Raw genomic sequence first — 19368 nt, 5'->3', positions numbered from 1 at the left:
GAAGGTAGCGCCGCCGCCCCAAAAAGCCGCCGCCTTTGTTCATAAGAACGAGCTGTGCAAGGGCGACGTGAGCACAAAAACTGATTGCTGGCCGCTACCCGAGCTGGCGCACGGCCACTTCGCTCGTAGCCGCGTGCGCAGTTTTAGAATTCTGAATTTCAGAATTATTGGTTTGCTCTACTGGTTGCGCTTCTCCCAAGGGCGCGGCTTGCCAGCGAATGCCAACCAAGAGCACAGCGCCTAAAAAAGTAGCGAGGTAAAAGCGGAAGTAGCGTTGGAAGTTTTTCAGCATAACCATTAGCGAAAAGGAGTAAATACTTTTTAGCGCCTATTCCTTTTCTCATACAAATTTACCTTTTGGCCTAGCTGGCATGTTTGCTTTTTGGCTTAATCCAAAGAGTCACCCCGCGAATCCCATCATTTTCTCGTTGAATGGGAAGCGCAAATCAGCAAGCCAGAAATGGACGTTCAAACGCTTCCTAACAGCGCTACAATGCTCATTTTGCTACGGATGCATAAGGCGTTGTATTTCTGCTGATATTACGCAGTAGCAGTTGTGATGGAATGCTCCGCCAGAAGTTTTCGGTTGAACTCTGTGCTTTAACATTGCTTTCGTTAGTGACTGACCAACAGGACATTCAATAGTAATGACTCAATTTACACGTTGTCAATTATGACGGACTAGTGTTGTCTAACAAAACACTGGTGTAGCACAACCGTAGGCAAATAGCAACGCCCGCAAATTCCAAGTTATTCGCCCTATGAGCCAAGTTACCCAAGTACCACTCGGCCGCGCCCCCGTGGCCCCGGCCCCCACCCAGCCCGTCAGCCTCAACATCAACGGCCAGGCCCACACCCTGCACATTGCGCCCTGGACCACCCTGCTCGACGCCCTGCGCGAGTACCTCGACCTGACCGGCACCAAGAAAGGCTGCGACCACGGCCAATGCGGCGCCTGTACCGTGCTGGTGGATGGCAAGCGCATCAACTCCTGCCTCTCGCTGGCCGTGACGCACGAAGACTCGCGCATTCAGACCATCGAAGGTCTGGGCACTGAGGATAAGCTGAGCCCCCTGCAGCAGGCCTTCATCGACCACGACGCCTTCCAGTGCGGCTACTGCACGCCGGGTCAGATTTGCTCGGCCCAGGGCCTCATCAACGAAGGCAAGGCCAAGAACGAAGCCGAGGTGCGTGAGCTGATGAGCGGCAACGTCTGCCGCTGCGGCGCCTACCCCAACATCTTGAGCGCCGTGATGGAAGTGATGCAAAACGAAGGCTTGATTATGGAGGACAAGGCCTGGTCGGCCGGCGCCACCGAGCCGGAAATAGCGCCCGTTGAGCCGCCGAAAAAGTAATTCCTTCCTCCTCATTTCAGCCTGATGAATACGTTCACTTTTAGCCAAGCCACCGGCGTGGCGGCCGCCGTGCAGGACAATGCCGCGCACGACGGCGCCGCCTACCTCGGCGGCGGCACCAACCTGATTGACCTGATGAAGGAAAACGTGGCCCGCCCCACGCACCTCATCGGCCTCAAAAAGCTGGGCCTCGACGCCATCGAAAACCTGCCTGACGGCGGCCTGCGCCTCGGCGCCCTTGCCACCAACGCCGACACCGCCTACCACCCCGAGGTGGAGAAGCGCTATCCGCTGCTCAACCAAGCCATTCTGGCCGGGGCCAGCCCGCAGCTGCGCAACATGGCTACCGACGGCGGCAACCTCATGCAGCGCACCCGCTGCTACTACTTCTACGACCTGGCTACGCCCTGCAACAAGCGCGAGCCGGGCTCCGGCTGCTCGGCCATTGGCGGCTACACCCGCGTGCACGCCATTCTGGGCGCCAGCGAGCATTGCATTGCTACCCACCCGTCGGATATGTGTGTGGCCCTGGCCGCCCTCGACACCACGGTGCACGTGAGCGGGCCCAACGGCGAGCGTACCATCAAGTTTGAGGATTTCCACCGCCTTCCCGGCGACCAGCCCGAGCGCGACAACACTCTGGAACCCGGCGAACTCATCACCGGCCTCGACCTGCCCGCCAAGGGCTTCGCCCAGAACTTCAGCTACCTGAAACTGCGCGACCGCACCAGCTACGCCTTCGCACTGGTGAGCGTGGCGGCGGCCCTGGAACTGGACGGCAACATCATCAAAGATGCCCGCCTGGCGCTGGGCGGCGTGGCCCACAAGCCCTGGCGCGATAAGGAAGCCGAGGCCCTGCTCATCGGCCAGCCCGCCACGGCCGATACCTTCCGCGCCGCCGCGGCCAAGGTGCTGGCTGGCGCCAAAGGCCAAGGCACCAACAACTTTAAGATTGAGCTGGCTAAGCGCGCCATTGTGCGCGCCCTCAAGCAAGCCACCGAAATGAATCAGGCGCTCGACGCCAACGCCTTCCAAAACTCCAACCCATGAGCCACTCCACCGACTACATCGGCAAGCCCACCAACCGCGTCGATGGCCCGGCGAAAGTGGCCGGCACCGCCAAGTACGCCGCCGAATTCAACGTACCCAACCTGCTCTACGGCTACGTGGTGAGCAGCCCTATTGCCAAGGGTAAAATCACGAAAATCGACGCCGCGCCGGTGCTGGCGCTGCCGGGCGTACACCAGGTTTTCTCGCACGAGAACGTGCCTTCGCTGGCTTGGCTTGACCGCAGTTATAAAGATGACATCGCGCCCGGCGGCTCGCCCTTCCGCCCGCTGCACTCGGCCGAAATCAAGTTCAGCATGCAGCCGGTGGCGCTGGTGGTGGCTGACACCTTTGAGCTGGCCCGTTATGCTGCGTCCGTCCTACACGTGGAGTACGAGGAGGAAGCTCACGAAACCGAACTGGCGAAGCACCTCGACGAGGCCTATGAGCCGGGCCGGGGCAAAAGTGGCTACAAGCCGCCCAAGTCGCGCGGTAACTTCGGCAAGGGCTGGCAGCAGGGCGTGGCCCACATGGAGGCGCAGTACTCGCACCACGCGCAGCACCACAACCCCATGGAGATGTTTGCCAGCACCGTGGAGTGGCTGGGCGATAAGAAGTTGAACATCTACGACAAAACGCAGGGCGCCTTCAACAGCCAGCAGTACGTGATGAAGATTTTCGGCCTGGGCAAGGACGAGGCACGGGTGGTGTCGAAGTACACCGGCGGCGGCTTCGGCTCGGGGCTGCGGCCGCAGTACCAACTGTTTCTGGCGGTGCTGGCTTCGCTGGAGCTGAAACGCTCGGTGCGCGTGTCGCTCACCCGCCAGCAGATGTTCAGCTTTGGCCACCGGCCCGAAACCTTGCAGCACGTGGCCCTGGCCACCGCCGAAGACGGCTCGCTCACCGGCATCAACCACGTGGCCGTGGCCGAAACCTCGCAGTTTGAGGATTTCACCGAAAACGTGGTGGGCTGGAGCGGCACACTCTATGACTGCAAGAACGTGAGCCTGGGCTACCGCCTCAGCAAGCTCGACGTGTACACGCCGCTGGACATGCGCGCACCGGGCGCGGCTTCGGGCTCCATTGCGCTGGAAATTGCTATGGACGAAATGGCCTACGCCGCCGGCCTCGACCCGCTGGAATTCCGCATCCGCAACTATTCCGACTTCGACCAGGCCCAGAACCTCCCCTACTCCAGCAAGGCCCTGCGCAAGTGCTACGCCGAGGGCGCGGCCAAATTTGGCTGGGAGAAGCGCACCGCCGAGCCGGGTTCGATGAAGGACGGCAACTTGCTGGTGGGATGGGGCATGGGCGGCGGCATCTGGGATGCCTCCAAGCAGCCCGCCGTGGCCAAAGCCAGCCTCGACGCCGACGGCCACCTCACCGTGAGCAGCGGCACCAACGACATCGGCACCGGCACCTACACCATCATGACGCAGATTGCAGCCCAAAGCATGGGCCTGCCCCTCGAAGCCGTCACCTTCGTGCTGGGCGACACCGAGCTGCCCGAGGCCCCCGTGCAGGGCGGCTCCTGGACGGCGGCGTCCATCGGCAATTCGGTGGTGGAAGCCTGCACCAAACTGGGCGAAAAGCTGCTGAAACAGGCCCAGAAAATGGACCACCCGGCCTTCAAAGACGCCAAAATCGACAACGTGGAATTTGCCAATGGCCAGCTGCGCCTGCGTGCCGACGCCACCCAAGCCGTGGTGCTGCGCGACCTCGTGCAGGCCAGCGGCGAGCCCAAAATGGAGGCCGAAAACTCCACGGTGCTCGCCAAGCTGGAGCTGCTGAAACCGCCGACGCACTCCATGCACGCCCACAACGCCGTGTTCGTGGAAGTGAAGGTGGACCCTGAGTTGATGACTGTGCACGTCACCCGCGTGGTGAACGCCGTGGCCGCCGGCCGCATCCTCAACCCCAAAACGGCCCGCAGCCAGGTCATGGGCTCGGTGGTGTGGGGCATCAGCTCGGCCCTGATGGAGGAATCGGTGATGGACCACCGCTTCGGCCGCTACATGAACCACAACTACGCCGAATACCATGTGCCCGTAAATGCCGACATCCACGACATCGACGTGATTTTCGTGAGCGAGGAAGACGACAAAGTGAACCCGCTCGGCGTAAAAGGCATCGGCGAAGTGGGCCTGCTGGGTGTGGCCGCCGCCGTGACCAACGCTATCTACCACGCCACTGGCCAGCGCGTGCGCGACCTACCCGTGACGATTGACAAGCTACTGTAGCGACTGCAGCGCCGGGAGGTGCTGAGATGAATGCAGGTTTCAAATGAAACGCCCCGCAACCAACCAGTTGCGGGGCGTTTTGATTTTCAACCTTTCCATGGAGCTCTCATCGTGAGCGACAGCTTCATAGTTGGGGCAAGCTGCTGACCTAAAAACCACTTCAGGCTGCAGCAAATGCAGGTTAGCAAATAAACTTCATCTTCATAAACCTTCATTTCCGCTTCATGCCATTGGGGGGAAGTTTGTAGAGTCAATCCACGACACCGGCTGCGCGGCCTTGTCCTTCCCACCCTTTGAGGCGCGCATTTGGCTCGGTTTGGTCCCGGCAGGGTTGCCGGGGGCCACGGGCGCTCTGCTGTTCGGGCGGCGCTTTTCGCGAAATATGTCTGACTCCACCCCGGCTTTTCCGGCCTTGCCCCATCTGCCTGTAGCGCCTAGCGTCGCGGGCTTTTCCAGTTTCATCACGGGTAGGGCTTGAGGGCACAACGCACTGCCGCACTGTTTTTTATGCACTACCCCCCGCTTGTCACGTTACCCCAGGTTTCTATGAAAAAAGTATTCATGCTGCTGAGTTGCGGCGTTTTGTGCTACGCTACTGGCTGCAAGGAAGAGAAAAAGCAAGTAGAAGAACAAATTAGATTTGTGGCTACCAGCCCTTTGCAGAAGGACACCACCATCACGAAAGAGTACGTGGCCCAGATTCACTCCTACCAGCGCATCGAGCTGCGGGCGCTGGAGAAGGGCTACCTGGAGAAGATTTTTGTGGACGAAGGCCAGCACGTAGCGCAGGGACAGACCATGTTCCAGATTAAGCCCACGGTGTACCAGGCTGAGCTGAAAAAGTCGCAGGCCGAGGCTCACTTCGTGCAGATGGAGTACCAGAACACCAAGAACCTGGCCGACAAGAACATCGTGTCGAAGAGTGAGTTGGCGCTGGCCCAGGCCAAGTACGACAAGGCCAACGCCGACGTGTCTATGGCCCAGGCCCACCTGCAATTCACCACGGTGAAGGCCCCGTTCAGCGGCATCATGGACCACTTTCAGGCCCGGCTGGGCAGCCTCGTGGACGAAGGCGACCTGCTGACGACGCTTTCGGACAACAGCAAAATGTGGGTGTACTACAACGTACCCGAAGCCGAGTACCTGTCTTATAAATCCCACGCCAAAACCAACGACAAGGCTGCCCATGTGAAGCTGCGCATGGCGAATAACGAGATTTTCGACCAGACCGGCATCGTGCAAACCATTGAGGCTGATTTCAATAACGAAACCGGCAACATCGCCTTCCGCGCCACCTTCCCCAACCCCGACGGCCTGCTGCGCAACGGCGAAACCGGCAGCGTGCTGATGACCGTGCCGCTGAAAGGCGCTGTTATCATTCCGCAGAAAGCCACCTTCGAAATCCTCGAAAAGAAGTACGTTTTTGTGGTCGATAAGAACAACGTGGTGCACCAGCGCGAAGTGAAAATCGCCTCCGAAATGCCCGACCTCTACATCATCGGCTCCGGCATCACCACCAACGACCGCATCCTCCTGGAAGGCCTGCGCAAGGTGAAAGACGGGGACAAGGTGGCGTATGACTACAAGGCGCCGCAGGGGGTTATCACGAATTTGAAGGTGACGGCTGAGTAAGCGCTTTGACGCTGAATTAGAACGTCATGCCGAGCGGAGCCGAGGCATCTCGCGTGCCGAAGCAATCAATGCCTCTACAACGAAGCGAGCGAGATGCCTCGGCTCCGCTCGACATGACGGCCCTTATCGCTCAATCGGCCTTCCAATAATATCCACACAGCCAGAAGAATATGTTTAGTAAATTCATTCGCAGGCCCGTATTTGCCATTGTTATTTCGGTGTCCATTCTGCTCATGGGCGGGCTGGCCATCATGCAGCTGCCCACGTCGCAGTTTCCGGAGATTTCGCCGCCCCTCGTGATGGTGAGCGCCTCCTACCCTGGCGCCAGCGCCAAGGTGCTGACCGAATCGGTGCTGATTCCGCTGGAGCAGGCCGTGAACGGGGTGCCAGGCATGAAGTACATGACTTCCGACGCCGTATCGGCTGGTGAGGCCAACATTCAGATTGTGTTCAACCTGGGCACCAACCCCGACCAGGCCGTGGTGAACGTGAACACCCGCATTGCGCAGGTGCTCAACCGCCTGCCGCTGATTGTGCAGCGCGAGGGCGTGATTGTGAACCGCGTGGTGCCTAACATGCTGATGTACGTGAACTTGTACTCGAAAGACAAGAACACGGACATGAAGTACCTGTTCAACTTCGCCGGCGTGAACATGATACCCGAGCTGCAGCGCCTCGGCGGCATTGGCCGGGCCAGCATCCTGGGTAGCCGGCAGTACGCCATGCGCGTGTGGCTGAAGCCCGACCGCATGCGGGCCTACAACATCTCGGTGGACGACGTGATGAAGGCGCTAGACGAGCAGAGCGTGATTGGCTCGCCGGGCCGTATCGGCCGCGCCGATGGCAAGAATGCGCAGTCCCTGGAATACGTGCTGAGCTACCAGGGCCGCTTCAACGATGTGGAGCAGTATAAGAACGTGATTCTGCGGGCCAACGCCAACGGCGAAAGCCTACACCTGAAGGACGTGGCCAACGTGGAGCTGGGCTCGGAATACTACGACATCTACTCCAACCTGAACCAGTACCCTTCGGCCGCTATCGTGCTGAAGCAGACCTACGGCTCGAACGCTTCGGACGTGATTAAAGAGGTGAAAGCCAAGCTGGAAGAGCTGAAGAAAACCAGCTTCCCGCCCGGCATGGACTACAAAATCACCTACGACGTGTCGAACTTCCTCGACGCCTCGATTGAGAACGTGATTCACACCCTGCGCGATGCCTTTATTCTGGTGGCGCTGGTGGTGTTCATCTTCCTTGGTGACTGGCGCTCGACGCTGATTCCGGCGCTGGCCGTGCCGGTATCGCTGGTGGGTTCCTTCATTGCGATGCAGGCCTTTGGCCTCACCATCAACATGATTACGCTATTTGCCCTGGTGCTTTCGATTGGTATTGTGGTCGATAACGCCATTGTGGTGATTGAGGCGGTACACGCCAAGATGGACGAGCAGCATCTATCACCTTATAATGCAGTTCGACAAGTAGTAGGCGAAATCAGCGGCGCCATTATCGGTATCACCATCATGATGACGGCCGTGTTCATTCCGGTGTCGTTCATGAGCGGCCCGGTGGGCATTTTCTACCGCCAGTTCTCCATTACCATGGCCACGGCCATCGTGATTTCGGGCCTCGTGGCCTTGACCTTGACGCCGGTGCTTTGCGCCATGATTCTGAAAAACCACCACGGCGAGCCCAAGAAGAAAACGCCCTTGCAGCGCTTCTTCGACTGGTTCAACCGTGGCTTTGAGAAGCTGACGAATGCCTACGTGGGCCTGCTACAGCGCATCGTGGCCAACCGCATTGTGACGTTTGTGATGTTGGTGGCCTTCGGCCTGGGCATTTGGGCCATCTCGGCAGGGCTGCCAGCCGGCTTCATTCCGAGCGAAGACCAGGGCCTGATTTACGCCATCGTGCAGACGCCGCCTGGCACCACGCTGGAACAAACCAATGCCGTATCGCACCGCCTGCGCGACCTGGCTAAGGACGTGCCCGGCATCGCCAATATCTCGACGCTGGCTGGTTACGAAGTACTGACGGAAGGCCGCGGCTCGAACGCTGGTACCTGCTTGATTGACTTGAAGCCATGGTCGGAACGCAAGGAATCCATTGCCGAGATTGTGGAGCAGCTGGAGAAGAAAGCCAAGGAGATTCCGGGCGCGACCATCGAATTCTTCGAGCCGCCGGCAGTACCGGGCTACGGCGCAGCCGGTGGTTTCCAGCTACAGCTGCTTGACAAGACCAACTCCGGCGACTACAAGGCGCTGGAAAAAGTGAACAACGAATTCATCGCCAAGCTGAAAAAGCGCAAGGAGCTGACCGGTGTGTTCACCTTCTTCTCGGCCAACTATCCGCAGTACGAGCTGAAGATTGACAACGAGCTGGCCATGCAGAAGGGCGTGAGCATCGGCAACGCCATGAACACGCTAAGCATCCTGGTGGGCTCGACCTACGAGCTGGGTTTCATCAAGTACCAGCGCTTCTTCAAGGTGTTCGTGCAGGCTTCGCCGGAGTACCGCAAGCTGCCCGAGGACATCCTGAACATGTGGGCCAAAAACGACAAAGGCGAAATGGTGCCCTTCTCGGCCTTCATGAAGATTGTGAAGACGCAGGGCGCCAACGAAATCAACCGCTACAACATGTACACCACTGGCTCCATCCGTGGCGGCGCCGCGCCGGGCTTCAGTTCGGGCGAGGCCATCAAGGCGGTGCAGGAAGTGGCCGAAAGCCTGCCGCACGGCTACGGCATCGACTGGGGCGGCTTGTCGAAAGACGAAGTGGGCCGCGGCAACGAATCGACCGTGATTTTCCTCATCGTGCTGGTGTTCGTGTACCTGGTGCTGGCTGCGCAGTACGAAAGCTTCCTGCTGCCGCTGGCCGTTATCCTGTCGCTGGTAGCGGGTGTGTTTGGCTCGTTCCTGTTCATCAAGATGTTCGGCCTGGCCAACGACATCTACGCCCAGGTGGGTCTGGTAATGCTCGTGGGTCTGCTGGGTAAAAACGCGGTGCTTATCGTCGAATTCGCGGCCTTGAAACACGAGGAAGGCATGAGCGTCCGCGACGCGGCCATCGAAGGTGCCAAGACTCGTTTCCGCCCGATTCTGATGACCTCGTTCGCCTTCATCGCTGGCCTGATTCCGCTGGTTGTAGCTACGGGTGCCGGTGCCATTGGCAACCGCACCATTGGTAGCTCGGCCCTGGGCGGCATGCTGTTCGGTACCGTGTTCGGGGTAATCATCATCCCCGGCCTGTACTACTTCTTCGGCACTCTGGCCGGCAACAGCAAACTAATTAAGGATGAGAACGAAGCGCCGATTTTGGAAGGTGTGGAGCCGCGTGTGAAGCTGGAAGAAATGGAGCCTTATGCTTAAAGTGTGCTAATCCGCTGGCGCGCGTCTCGGACGCGTGCTGGTTGGGTTCGAGCCTGTGGCTCGAATAAGAACAACCTGCAGCGTACGTCTCGCCAACATCCCCGAGCCGGAGGCTCGAACCCAGTCGGCACGCGTCAGAGGCGCGCGCCAGCAACCCAGAAGAAATAGAGCCTTATGCTTAAGAAACGAATTTATCAATGCCTCGGCGCAGCTAGTTTGGCCCTCGCCGTAGGGGCCTGCAAAACGCCCGAGTTAGTCGTTAAAAACGAAAACCGCACAGTGCCGGCCAGCTACGCTACCGGCACCACATCAGCCGCTTCGCTCGACAGCGCCAACACCGGCCGCGTGCAGTGGAAGCAGTTTTTCACCGACCCCAACCTGCAGGAGCTTATTCAAACCGCCCTGCAAAACAACCAGGAGTTGAACATCACGCTCCAGGAGATTGAGATTGCCAAGAATGAAATCCGCGCCCGCCAGGGCGAGTACCTGCCCTTCGTGAGCCTCGGCGCCCGCGCCGACGTGGAGAAAGTGGGCCGCTATACCCTGCAAGGCGCCACCGAGGAGCAGGTTCAGATTCAGGAAGACCGCCGCACGCCCGACCCGCTCACCAACTTCCAGGTTGGCGCGTTTGCCAACTGGGAGGTCGACATCTGGCACAAGCTGCGCAACGCCAAGAAGGCTGCGGCCATCCGCTACCTGGCTACCGTGGAAGGTAAGAACTTCATGGTGACCAACCTGGTGGCCGAAATTGCCAACTCCTACTACGAGCTGCTGGCGCTGGACAATCAGCTGGCCATCGTGAAGCAGAACATCGGCATCCAGAGCAACGCTTTGGAGCTGGTGCGGCAGCAGAAGGAGTCGGCCCGCGCCAACGAGCTGGCCGTGAAACGCTTCGAGGCCCAGGTGGAGCACACCCGCGCCCTGCAGTTCAAGCTGCAGCAAAGCATCATCGAAACCGAGAACAAGCTGAACTACCTGGCTGGCCGCTACCCGCAGCCGGTGGCGCGCAACACGCAGTCGTTCAACGACCTGCTGCCGGCCACCATTCAGTCCGGCTCGCCCGCGCAGCTGCTGGCCAACCGCCCCGACATCCGGCAGGCCGAGCAGCAGCTGGCCGCTGCCAAAATCGACGTGCAGGTGGCCCGCGCCAACTTCTATCCCTCGCTCGGCCTCTCGGGCGGCGTGGGCCTGGCCGCCTTCACGCCCGGCCTTCTGGTGAGCACGCCGCAGTCGATGCTTTACGCACTGGGGGCCGACTTTGCTGGCCCGCTGTTTAACCGCAACGGCATCAAGGCGGCCTACTATACCGCGAACGCCGCGCAAACCCAAGCCGCCTACCAGTACGAAAAGACGGTGCTGAATGCCTACGTGGAGGTATCAAACCAAGTGGCCAACATCGGCAACCTGGCCAAGAGCTACGACGCGAAAGCCAAAGAAGTAGCCGCCCTCAACCAGTCGGTGGACATTTCCAACAGCCTCTTCCGCTACGCCCGCGCCGAATACACGGAAGTCCTCTTCACCCAGCGCGACGCCTTGGAATCGAAGTTCGACCTCATCGAAACCCGCATGCAGCAGCTCAACGCCACGGTGAACGTGTACCGCGCCCTGGGCGGCGGCTGGCAATAACCGAGAGAAGCTTAAGCGGCTGGAGCCGTAAAAGGAAACGCCCCGTAACCAGTTGGTTGCGGGGCGTTTCCTTTTCAAACTTTTAACATATGTAATTACTCATTTTTTCTGCCTGATTATGTCGGCTAAACTATTTAAATTCTCCTTCAGCTGCAAAGCCCTCTCTAAGTAAGTATGAACATCGGAATCGAGTAGATTCGCTTTTTCAAGTATCGTTTCGTCAAGAAGGTCGATGAACAACGCATAAATATTGTGAGTGATATAATTTCTCTGCTTGGAAACCTGCCTGAGAGCAATGGTCAGATTATTATCTATTAAACCATTCTTTTCAGCAGCATTAATTAGGCCACCAAGAGTCACTTTATTAAAGTCGCCATTGATATTTGAACGCATAAGATAGAGAATCAATTCTGCCTCCAATTTCCCCGATGCCAACGCAACTTTACCTAACTCTGCTGTAAATTCATCAGATTGTACAAGCAAATCATAAAACTCAATTCCTGCAGTAGGCTTGCCTTTGTACATAATGTTTAAAGATATTGACATGAAAATGAGTTCGTAAATATCTTTCTAATTCGGTGGTTTCGCCAGTATCGAGTAGCTAATACCAAGAAAGAAATTTTACAACCCATAAAGACAACGGCCCGCCACGAATTCCTGACGGGCCGTTGATTTCAATTCAATCTTACTTCTTAAAATAGTCTCCGTCTTCTAAATCGGCTAACAGCCCCGGATGAGTGGGGTGCCAGCCCAGCCACTGCTGGGTGAGGGCGCTAGAAGCCGTCAGGTCCAGCGCGGCGAAGCGGGCCATCCAGCCGAAATGGTCGGCGGCTTCTTCGGGCGTTTTCGATACGATGGGTACATTCAGGTGCTGACCGATGATGGCGGCGAGGTCACGCATGGCAATGCCTTCGTCGGCCACGCCGTGGTAATTGGTACCGGCAATGCCCTGTTCCAGCACCAGGCGGTAGAGGCGGGCGGCGTCGAGGCGGTGCACAGCGGGCCAGCGGTTGAGGCCGTCACCGATGTAGGCAGCTTCTCCTTTTTGGCGGGCCGTTTCGATGAGTACCGGCACGAAGCCGTGGTCGCCGCGGTCGTGCACGGACGCTGCTAGGCGCACCACCAAGGCGCGCACGCCCTGCGCGGCCAGCTGCATGGCTGCGGCTTCCGACTGGCGCGGCGAGGCGGCGGGGTTGTCTTGCTCGGTGGCGGGGCGGCCCAGGTTGAAACCCGCCAGCCCAGAGGTGACGATGAGCGGGCGGTCGGTGCCCGCCAACCCCTCGCCGAGGGCCTCAATAGCTTGGCGGTCGGTCTGGCCCGCAGCAGCGTATTGCGAAAAATCGTGGTTGTAGGCGGTGTGAATGATGCCGTCCGCTTTGGCTGCGCCGCGGCGCAGGCAGTCGAGGTCGTCGAGCGAGCCGCGATGCACGTCCGCGCCAGCGGCAGCAAGCTTCTGGGCCGACTCTTCGGAGCGAGCGAGGCCGAGCACTTGGTGGCCCGCGCCTAATAATTCCTGAACAATGGCGGAGCCGACAAAACCCGACGCGCCGGTTACGAAAACACGCATGTGATGGTCCTTTAAAGGTGATTGATTACACCACAAAGGACCGGTGCGTTAGGGCTGCCGGCTTTGCGCGGAATAAACCGTTTGCTGAAAAAATCAAACAATTCATAGATTAGATGAAGGACCGTCATGCCGAGCGCAGCTGAGATATCTCGCGTGCGCAATGCAATCCAATCGACAGGTTTATTACTGCACGCGAGATGCCTCGGCTGCGCTCGGCATGACGTTCGGGCTACCCCCGAAAGTCGCTTGGCGTCAATTGGGTTTGGCGCTTGAAGAAGTTGCAGAAGTGCGCCGTATCTGCAAAGCCCAAGCTGTCGGCGATTTCGGAAATATTCCAGTTCGTTTGCTTGAGCAGGATTTTGGCTTCTTGCGCCATACGGCTGCCAATCAGCGCGGTGGTGGTGTGGCCGGTGGTTTCTTTTAGCACGCGGTTGAGGTGGTTGACGTGCACAGCCAGTTGCTGGGCATAGTCGGCAGCGGTGCGCAGCCGCAGGCGCTGCTGCGGAGATTCTAAGGGAAATTGACGCTCCAGCAAGTCGGCAAACTGGGTGGCCAGGCGGGCCGCCGCGGAGTGAATTGGGGCTGACGATGCGGCCGGTTGAAACTTCTGCACGTAGTGAATCAACTCCAGCAGGTAAGCCCGTAGCAGCTCATACTTATAAGCGTAGTCGGAAGCAATTTCCCGCGTCATCTTCTGGAAAACGGCTTCCATGGCGGTGTATTCTTCGTCGCTGACCTGAAACACCGGCGATGCGCCCGGCTGAAAAGCCGGCAATTCCTCCACCATCGTTCGGCCTTTGACGGGCAGCAAAAACGCATCAGTGAAAATGCAGAAGTGGCCGGTCTGTGCCTGGTCGTGCGGCAGCCAGCGGTAAGGCACGCGCGACGAGGCAAACCATAGGGCCTTATCCTCCACCTCCACCACCTGGTCGGCGTACTCGATGCGGCTGCGGCCTTTAATGAGGCTGATTTTGTAGAAGGCCCGGCGGTCGAACGTCATGGGTGGCCGCTCGCGGTTGGCCAGCATCAGGTCGGCCACGTTGAAAACGTTGAAATCGCCGATTTCGCGCGGGCGCTCCAAGAGCAGCGTTTCGGCTGCTTCAGGAACGAGCTTGGTGTAAAGGTCGGAAAGCGGGCGGGAGGGCATGGCGAGCAGTTGAATAAATCAAATGTAGCCTTCCTGCATAACAAAGCACGTCATGCTGAGCGCAGCCGAAGCATCTCGCTCGCGCCATCTGTCCTCCTGAGCATTCTGCGGCTCGAGTAGAGACGAAGGACCTTATCAAGTCAGAACGACTAGCTTTCAGCGGTACTAAGATGCTTCCTTCGTCAGCATGACAGACGGCGTGGTAGAGATGCTTCGACTGCGCTCAGCATGACGTTCACATTTTCATCCTACAGTCCTCTAAAAAGCTGCCGCGAACTCCCGGGCAAAATCTTCCAGCTTTACTTGGCCCAGCGTGGGGCGGTGCTGCCAGTAGTCCTCGCCCAGCTTGCCATTGTTGATGCTCTTGTAAATGTCCACCACCTCGTTGGCTCTATCCGCCGGCACGCCATGGCTCGTCATGTTTTCTCGCATTTGCTCGTCGGAAAAGGCCACCCATGTCAAGTCGGGCATGCCAATGGCGGCCCCCAGGGCCTGCGCCACTTCGTTGGCCGTGCGTTCGTCGCTGGCGACGTAGCGCACGGCCTGGCTGGCTCCAGTAGCGGGTTTAACCAGTTCCTCAGCCGCCGCAGCGGCAATGTCGCGCGGGTGCACGAAGGACACTTTGATATCGCCTGCGTAATTGGCACCAATTATTCCCGCGCCCTTTATCATCCCTACCGACGCGTTGAAATTGGTGTAGAAGGACGTAGGCCGCAGGTGCATGAGCGCCACACCGGGCACCTCGCGCAGAATGACCTCCACGTCATGCGAACCTAAAATGCCGCCGGTGCCTTCGCTCAGGTGCGCGCCCCAGCTGCTGAGCTGCACCACGCGCCGCACGCCCGACTCCCGGATGGCCTGGGCATAGGCGCGGCCGACTTCCTGATGGTATTTCCGCGAATCGGCCACCGCAAAATGGGGCGGCACCATCAAATACACGGCATCGGCCCCGGCAAAGGCCTTCGCCAGAAACGCCGCGTCATCCACCGTGCCGATGGCCGCGGTGGCGCCCAACGCTTCAATTTCCGCCTGCCGGTCGGCCTTGCTGCTGATGACGGTGACGACGTGGCCCTGCTGCACCAGCGCGGTGGCCAAGGGCTTGCTGATGTTCCCGAGGGAACCGGTAAGTGTGATTTTCATACCACAAAGCTCCGGCCGCGTAGAACCCAGAGAAAGAGCCAAACTACGGGAGCATTGTGCCGAAAGGCGGAAAAGACGACACGGATAAATAGAACGGTCAAGCAGCGCGCAGCGAAGCGTCTTTACCGGAGAAGTAAATAATTACTTACGCAGCAAAGATGCTTCGCTGCGCGCTGCTTGACCGTTCTTGTGTATTCTCGGCGCTCTTCTATAACCCCTGCCGAAATGCTGCCGGCGAAACGCCAGCACTTTTGCGGAAAAACCGTCCAAACGTGGACTGGTCGGCAAAGTGCAGCGTATCCGCAATCTGAGCAATGCTTAGAGCCGGGTTTTGCAGCAGCACGTGGGCTTCGAGCAATACGGCCTCGGTTAGCCACTCCACGGCGCGCTTGCCGGTGGCCTCCCTCACGGTTTCGGCCAAATGCTTAGGCGTGATGCAGAGCTTGTCGGCATAGAAGCCCAGGCTGCGTTCCGAGGCGTAGTGACTGCTGACCAATTGTTTAAATTCAGAAGCAATTAATTGACCGCGCGTTTGCACAGCCTTTGCCGCCACGTGTTGCGCACTGTAAATGGGTGCGGTTTCGTGTAGCAGAATCTGGATGAGACTGCGCAGAATTTCCTCCCGATAAATATGCGGCGCCAGGTATTTCTGCTCAATGCTGTGCAAGAGGGCAGCCATCTCGTTTGCCTGCCCGGCGGTTAATTGGAAAACATGCAGCGCGTCCCGCTCGAAGAAAGAGAAAGCATCCAGCTTCAGCCCACTCTTGGCCGAAATAAACGCTTGGGTGAAAAAGATGCTCAGCCCCTCAAAATCGGCCGACATATACGGCCACTGCTTGATGACGTAGGGCGACAGCAGCATCAGTGAGTTGGGCCCGATGTCGTAAGTTTCCAAGTCAACTTTTAACTGAGCCTGGCCGCGCAGGCATAAGCCAATTTTGTAATAGTTGCTCCGGTAGGGCAGGCTAATCGGCAGTTGGGACACCGGAGCATGGGGTCCCAAAAAGAAAAAGTCCGCCGGCTGCTCTTCCGTTGCAGTGAGCGTGCTGAGTTGAAAAAGGGGAATTGAGGCGGTCATAGCATTCCATTTAGCCCCAACGGGCGGGCACCTTTCGGCCTGATGCAAAACACGCTTGCCTGCCGGTGGTTTACAGAACCCCGCCCCGCCGCCGGGCGTACTGCCTGCGCAAACTACCGCCTCATGACCGAACTCCAACGCCTGCTCCTCGCCTACGACCGCCACCGCGCCGCGGCCCGCCCCTGCGCCCTGGCCACGGTGGTGGAGGTGCTGGGCTCGGCCTACCGCCGCCCCGGCGCCCGCATGCTCGTGACCGAAGACGGCGAGCTGACCGGCGCCATCAGCGGGGGCTGCCTCGAAGGCGATGCCCGCCAGCGGGCTCGGCAGGCTATTTTTCGGGGCCAACCGGCCTTGGTCACTTACGATACCCGCGACGAGGACGACCCGCGCCACGGCCTGGGTCCTGGCTGCCAGGGCGTGGTCCGCATCCTGCTCGAACCACTTGATTTTGCCGCCCCCGACAACCCCGTGGAGCTGCTGCGCGGCTTCGCCCAGCACCCCGAGCCGGCTGTGCTGGCCACCGTGTTTGAGACCGATACCTCGGGGCTGAAGGCCACCGTGGGCCAACGTGTGCTGCTCACCGAAGCGGGCGCACTGCGCGGCACTCCCCTCCTGGCTGCCCCGCTGGCCGAAGCAGCACGGGCAGCGCTGGCGCAAGGCCAGTCGCAGATTCTGGACGTGGAAACCGCTGCCGGGCCCGTGCGGGCACTGCTGGAAGCGCTGCGCCCGCCGCTGCGCCTGGTGGTGTACGGCGCCGGCAACGACGCCCAGCCGCTGGTGCACCTGGCCGCTTCGCTCGGCTGGCACATCACGGTAGTAGACGGACGGCCCAACCTGGCCACCGCCGCACGCTTTCCGGAAGCGGCCGAAGTGCGCATTGTGCCCGTGCGCGAGCTGGAAACCCAGCACCCCGACGCCGGTGCCTACCACGTGCTGCTCAGCCACAACTATGCCTACGACTTGGCCGCGCTGCACACGCTACTGCCCACGGCTGCGCCCTACATCGGCCTGCTTGGCCCCCGCGCCAAGGCCGGGAGGCTGCTGGCCGATTTGGAATTGCCGGGCCTGGAAGATGCTGCCAGCCGCCTGTACAGCCCCATTGGCCTGACGCTGGGCGGCGAAACGCCGGAGGAAATTGCCCTGGCGGTGGTGGCCGAAATTCAGGCGGTGAAAAGTGGCCGTCGCCCGCAGCACCTCCGCGATACCACGGCCTCCATTCACGCCGACTCGCCCAAAAGAGCCGCCCAGCCCACGGATTCGCAGCCAGTCGGCCAGATGTAACGGCCTACGGTGCGGGCACCCGGTAGCTCAGCGCCAGCCGAAACGCGAGGCCCTTCTCTAGGCGTGGGTTGAGAGGCGTGGGCGCGGTGCCCAAGCCGATGTAATCGATAGTGGCCGGCCACTGGTCGTCCTTCGCAAACACGTCCAGCCGCCGGATGCCGGCGTAGGCAGCCGTGGCACGCACAGCCCAATGGCTGCTCAGGTAGGTTTCGGCAAAAAGGCCGTAGTGAGCTTGCTGGTACTGGAAATACTGGTCGTTGTTCAGCAACCGATACGCCGTATTGATGCCATTTAAATTAAAGCCAACATTCACCTTGGCCGTGGCGGCGTAGCTGATGTTGAACGTGGTGGGCAAGTCTCCGAAGGCCCGCCACCGCTCGCCCAGCCGCCAGTCGAGCCCCAGCAGCAGCACGTACTGCGGGCCGTAGAACTGCTGCCGGTAGCCCACCGTGAGCCGGTACGCCCGGCGGGGATTGGCACGGTAGGCGGCGCGCAGCACGCCGCCCCAGGTCACGTCGGCGCCGCGCACTTCGCGCAGGTCGGAGTTGAGGCTGGGCAGAGCGAGGGCAGTGAGCTCGGTGCGGGCCGACAGGCGCTGCCGGTAGCCCAGCACCGGCGTAATGCCATATACATTCTGCACCGCAAAACCCGGCCGGCTGCCGCTAAAATGCAGGGCCTCCAGGTTCAGGCCTGCTAAGAAAGCGTGCGAGGTATCGGCTGCCACGGCCACCGGCGCAATAATATTTGCCCGAAAAACATCGGCTCGGAAGGTAGCTTCGCTCCCACTTTTCTGCTGCAGCGGCAGCACTTCGTAGCTTAGCCCAATGCCCTCGACGTAACCTTGTGCGTAACCAATGTTGGGTACCAGCAAACCTGCCTTAAGCAACAGGGCCGGCATTAGTCGGGCGGGTAGAGGTAGGGGCACTAATTATTGAAGCTGAATTACTCAACAAATAAAGGCGTAATGATGCAATCAACAGCACGCTGCTTTTAGAACCCGGCATTTCGCCCTTTTACTGACGACAACTTTTCCTTTGTATGGCGCATCTGCTCCTCATCCATTGCCCCGCCGAGCCGGGCCTGATTTATAAAATCACAGGCGTGCTGTTCAAACACGGCCTCAACATTGTTCGCAACGGCGAATTCGTGGACCGCGACGGCAACTACTTTTTCATGCGCACCGAAATCACCGGTGCATTTGATGCCGCCACGCTGCTGGAAGAATTGCGCGCTGCTTTGCCGGTGGCGGCCAGCATCCGCCTCACCACCAACCAGCCCAAAAAAATTGTGCTCATGGCCACCAAGGAGCATCACTGCCTGAGCGAGCTGCTGGTGCGCCACGAGTTTGGCGAGCTAAATGCCCGGGTGCTGGCCGTCGTGAGCAACTACGAGGTGCTTGGCGACCTCACCCGCAAATTCAACCTGCCCTTCCACTACCTGCCCCACGCCAACCGCACGCGCGAAGCGCACGAGGCCGAAGTACTGGCGGTGCTGGCCCAGTATCAACCCGACTTCGTGGTGCTGGCCAAATACATGCGCATCCTGACCTCCGATTTTGTGGCGCACTATCCCAACCGCCTCATCAACATTCACCATTCGTTTCTGCCGGCTTTCGTGGGGGCCAGCCCTTACGCCCAAGCCTATGCCCGGGGAGTGAAAATCATTGGCGCCACTGCCCATTTCGTGAACGAACAACTCGACCAGGGCCCCATCATCGCCCAAAACGTCATCCCCATCGACCACACCCAGAGTGCCCACGAAATGGCCCAGGCCGGCCGCGACGTGGAGAAGATTGTGCTGGCCCGCTCGCTCAAAATGGTGTTTGACGAGCAGGTATTCGTGCACGGCAACAAAACGGTGATTTTCGACTGAATGCGTTTGCCACAAACAGAA

The 19368-nt window shown here is 59.4% G+C and carries 15 protein-coding genes; 8 read left to right on the top strand and 7 right to left on the bottom strand.

Annotation, left to right across the window (positions count from 1 at the left end):
- Positions 1-94 precede the first annotated feature (94 nt).
- Positions 95-298, bottom strand: a complete 204-nt coding sequence (locus tag I2I01_RS21150; protein WP_196288516.1) for a hypothetical protein — start codon at positions 296-298, stop codon at positions 95-97.
- A 463-nt stretch (positions 299-761) separates the two neighbouring features.
- Between I2I01_RS21150 and I2I01_RS21145 the strand changes: the two genes are divergently transcribed.
- The 6 genes from I2I01_RS21145 (at position 762) to I2I01_RS21120 (ending at position 11262) form a co-directional block, all read left to right on the top strand.
- A complete protein-coding gene (locus I2I01_RS21145) occupies positions 762-1355 on the top strand; it encodes a (2Fe-2S)-binding protein (RefSeq protein WP_196288515.1) in 594 nt (197 codons plus the stop codon).
- A 24-nt stretch (positions 1356-1379) separates the two neighbouring features.
- Entirely contained in the window at positions 1380-2405 is a 1026-nt protein-coding gene (locus I2I01_RS21140; RefSeq protein ID WP_196288514.1) for an FAD binding domain-containing protein, read from the top strand.
- Positions 2402-4642: a xanthine dehydrogenase family protein molybdopterin-binding subunit gene (locus I2I01_RS21135; protein WP_196288513.1), complete on the top strand. Its 2241-nt coding sequence runs from the start codon at positions 2402-2404 to the stop codon at positions 4640-4642. The genes I2I01_RS21140 and I2I01_RS21135 overlap by 4 nt, the downstream gene beginning before the upstream one ends.
- A gap of 546 nt (positions 4643-5188) precedes the next feature.
- Positions 5189-6274, top strand: a complete 1086-nt coding sequence (locus I2I01_RS21130; protein ID WP_196288512.1) for an efflux RND transporter periplasmic adaptor subunit — start codon at positions 5189-5191, stop codon at positions 6272-6274.
- A 170-nt stretch (positions 6275-6444) separates the two neighbouring features.
- Positions 6445-9636 carry an efflux RND transporter permease subunit gene (locus I2I01_RS21125; protein WP_196288511.1) on the top strand — a complete coding sequence of 1064 codons (3192 nt, stop codon included), beginning with the start codon at positions 6445-6447 and terminating at the stop codon, positions 9634-9636.
- Positions 9637-9810: 174 nt separating this feature from the next.
- Entirely contained in the window at positions 9811-11262 is a 1452-nt protein-coding gene (locus tag I2I01_RS21120) for a TolC family protein (RefSeq protein ID WP_196288510.1), read from the top strand.
- 99 nt (positions 11263-11361) lie between these two features.
- Here the strand turns inward: I2I01_RS21120 and I2I01_RS21115 are convergent, their stop codons facing one another.
- The 5 genes from I2I01_RS21115 to I2I01_RS21095 form a co-directional block, all read right to left on the bottom strand.
- The gene (locus tag I2I01_RS21115; protein ID WP_196288509.1) at positions 11362-11808 is read right to left on the bottom strand and encodes a hypothetical protein; all 447 of its coding nucleotides are present in this window, start codon (positions 11806-11808) and stop codon (positions 11362-11364) included.
- A 139-nt stretch (positions 11809-11947) separates the two neighbouring features.
- Positions 11948-12829, bottom strand: a complete 882-nt coding sequence (locus I2I01_RS21110; RefSeq protein WP_196288508.1) for an SDR family oxidoreductase — start codon at positions 12827-12829, stop codon at positions 11948-11950.
- A gap of 229 nt (positions 12830-13058) precedes the next feature.
- Positions 13059-13976 carry a helix-turn-helix domain-containing protein gene (locus I2I01_RS21105; RefSeq protein ID WP_196288507.1) on the bottom strand — a complete coding sequence of 306 codons (918 nt, stop codon included), beginning with the start codon at positions 13974-13976 and terminating at the stop codon, positions 13059-13061.
- Positions 13977-14234: 258 nt separating this feature from the next.
- Complete coding sequence (locus tag I2I01_RS21100; protein WP_196288506.1) at positions 14235-15116, bottom strand: NAD(P)H-binding protein; 882 nt, start codon at positions 15114-15116, stop codon at positions 14235-14237.
- Positions 15117-15324: 208 nt separating this feature from the next.
- Positions 15325-16242: an AraC family transcriptional regulator gene (locus tag I2I01_RS21095; RefSeq protein WP_196288505.1), complete on the bottom strand. Its 918-nt coding sequence runs from the start codon at positions 16240-16242 to the stop codon at positions 15325-15327.
- 75 nt (positions 16243-16317) lie between these two features.
- Between I2I01_RS21095 and I2I01_RS21090 the strand changes: the two genes are divergently transcribed.
- Complete coding sequence (locus tag I2I01_RS21090) at positions 16318-17475, top strand: XdhC family protein (protein WP_196288504.1); 1158 nt, start codon at positions 16318-16320, stop codon at positions 17473-17475.
- Positions 17476-17479: 4 nt separating this feature from the next.
- Here I2I01_RS21090 and I2I01_RS21085 read toward each other — a convergent pair whose 3' ends face one another.
- Positions 17480-18373 carry a DUF6268 family outer membrane beta-barrel protein gene (locus I2I01_RS21085; protein ID WP_196288503.1) on the bottom strand — a complete coding sequence of 298 codons (894 nt, stop codon included), beginning with the start codon at positions 18371-18373 and terminating at the stop codon, positions 17480-17482.
- Positions 18374-18513: 140 nt separating this feature from the next.
- Here I2I01_RS21085 and purU point away from each other — a divergent pair, with 140 nt between their 5' ends.
- A complete protein-coding gene (gene purU, locus I2I01_RS21080) occupies positions 18514-19347 on the top strand; it encodes a formyltetrahydrofolate deformylase (protein ID WP_196288502.1) in 834 nt (277 codons plus the stop codon).
- Positions 19348-19368: the final 21 nt, after the last annotated feature.

The sequence above is a fragment of the Hymenobacter properus genome (assembly GCF_015694735.1).
GTDB classification, from domain to species: Bacteria; Bacteroidota; Bacteroidia; order Cytophagales; family Hymenobacteraceae; genus Hymenobacter; species Hymenobacter properus.
This window is presented reverse-complemented; position numbering and strand designations above follow the sequence as displayed.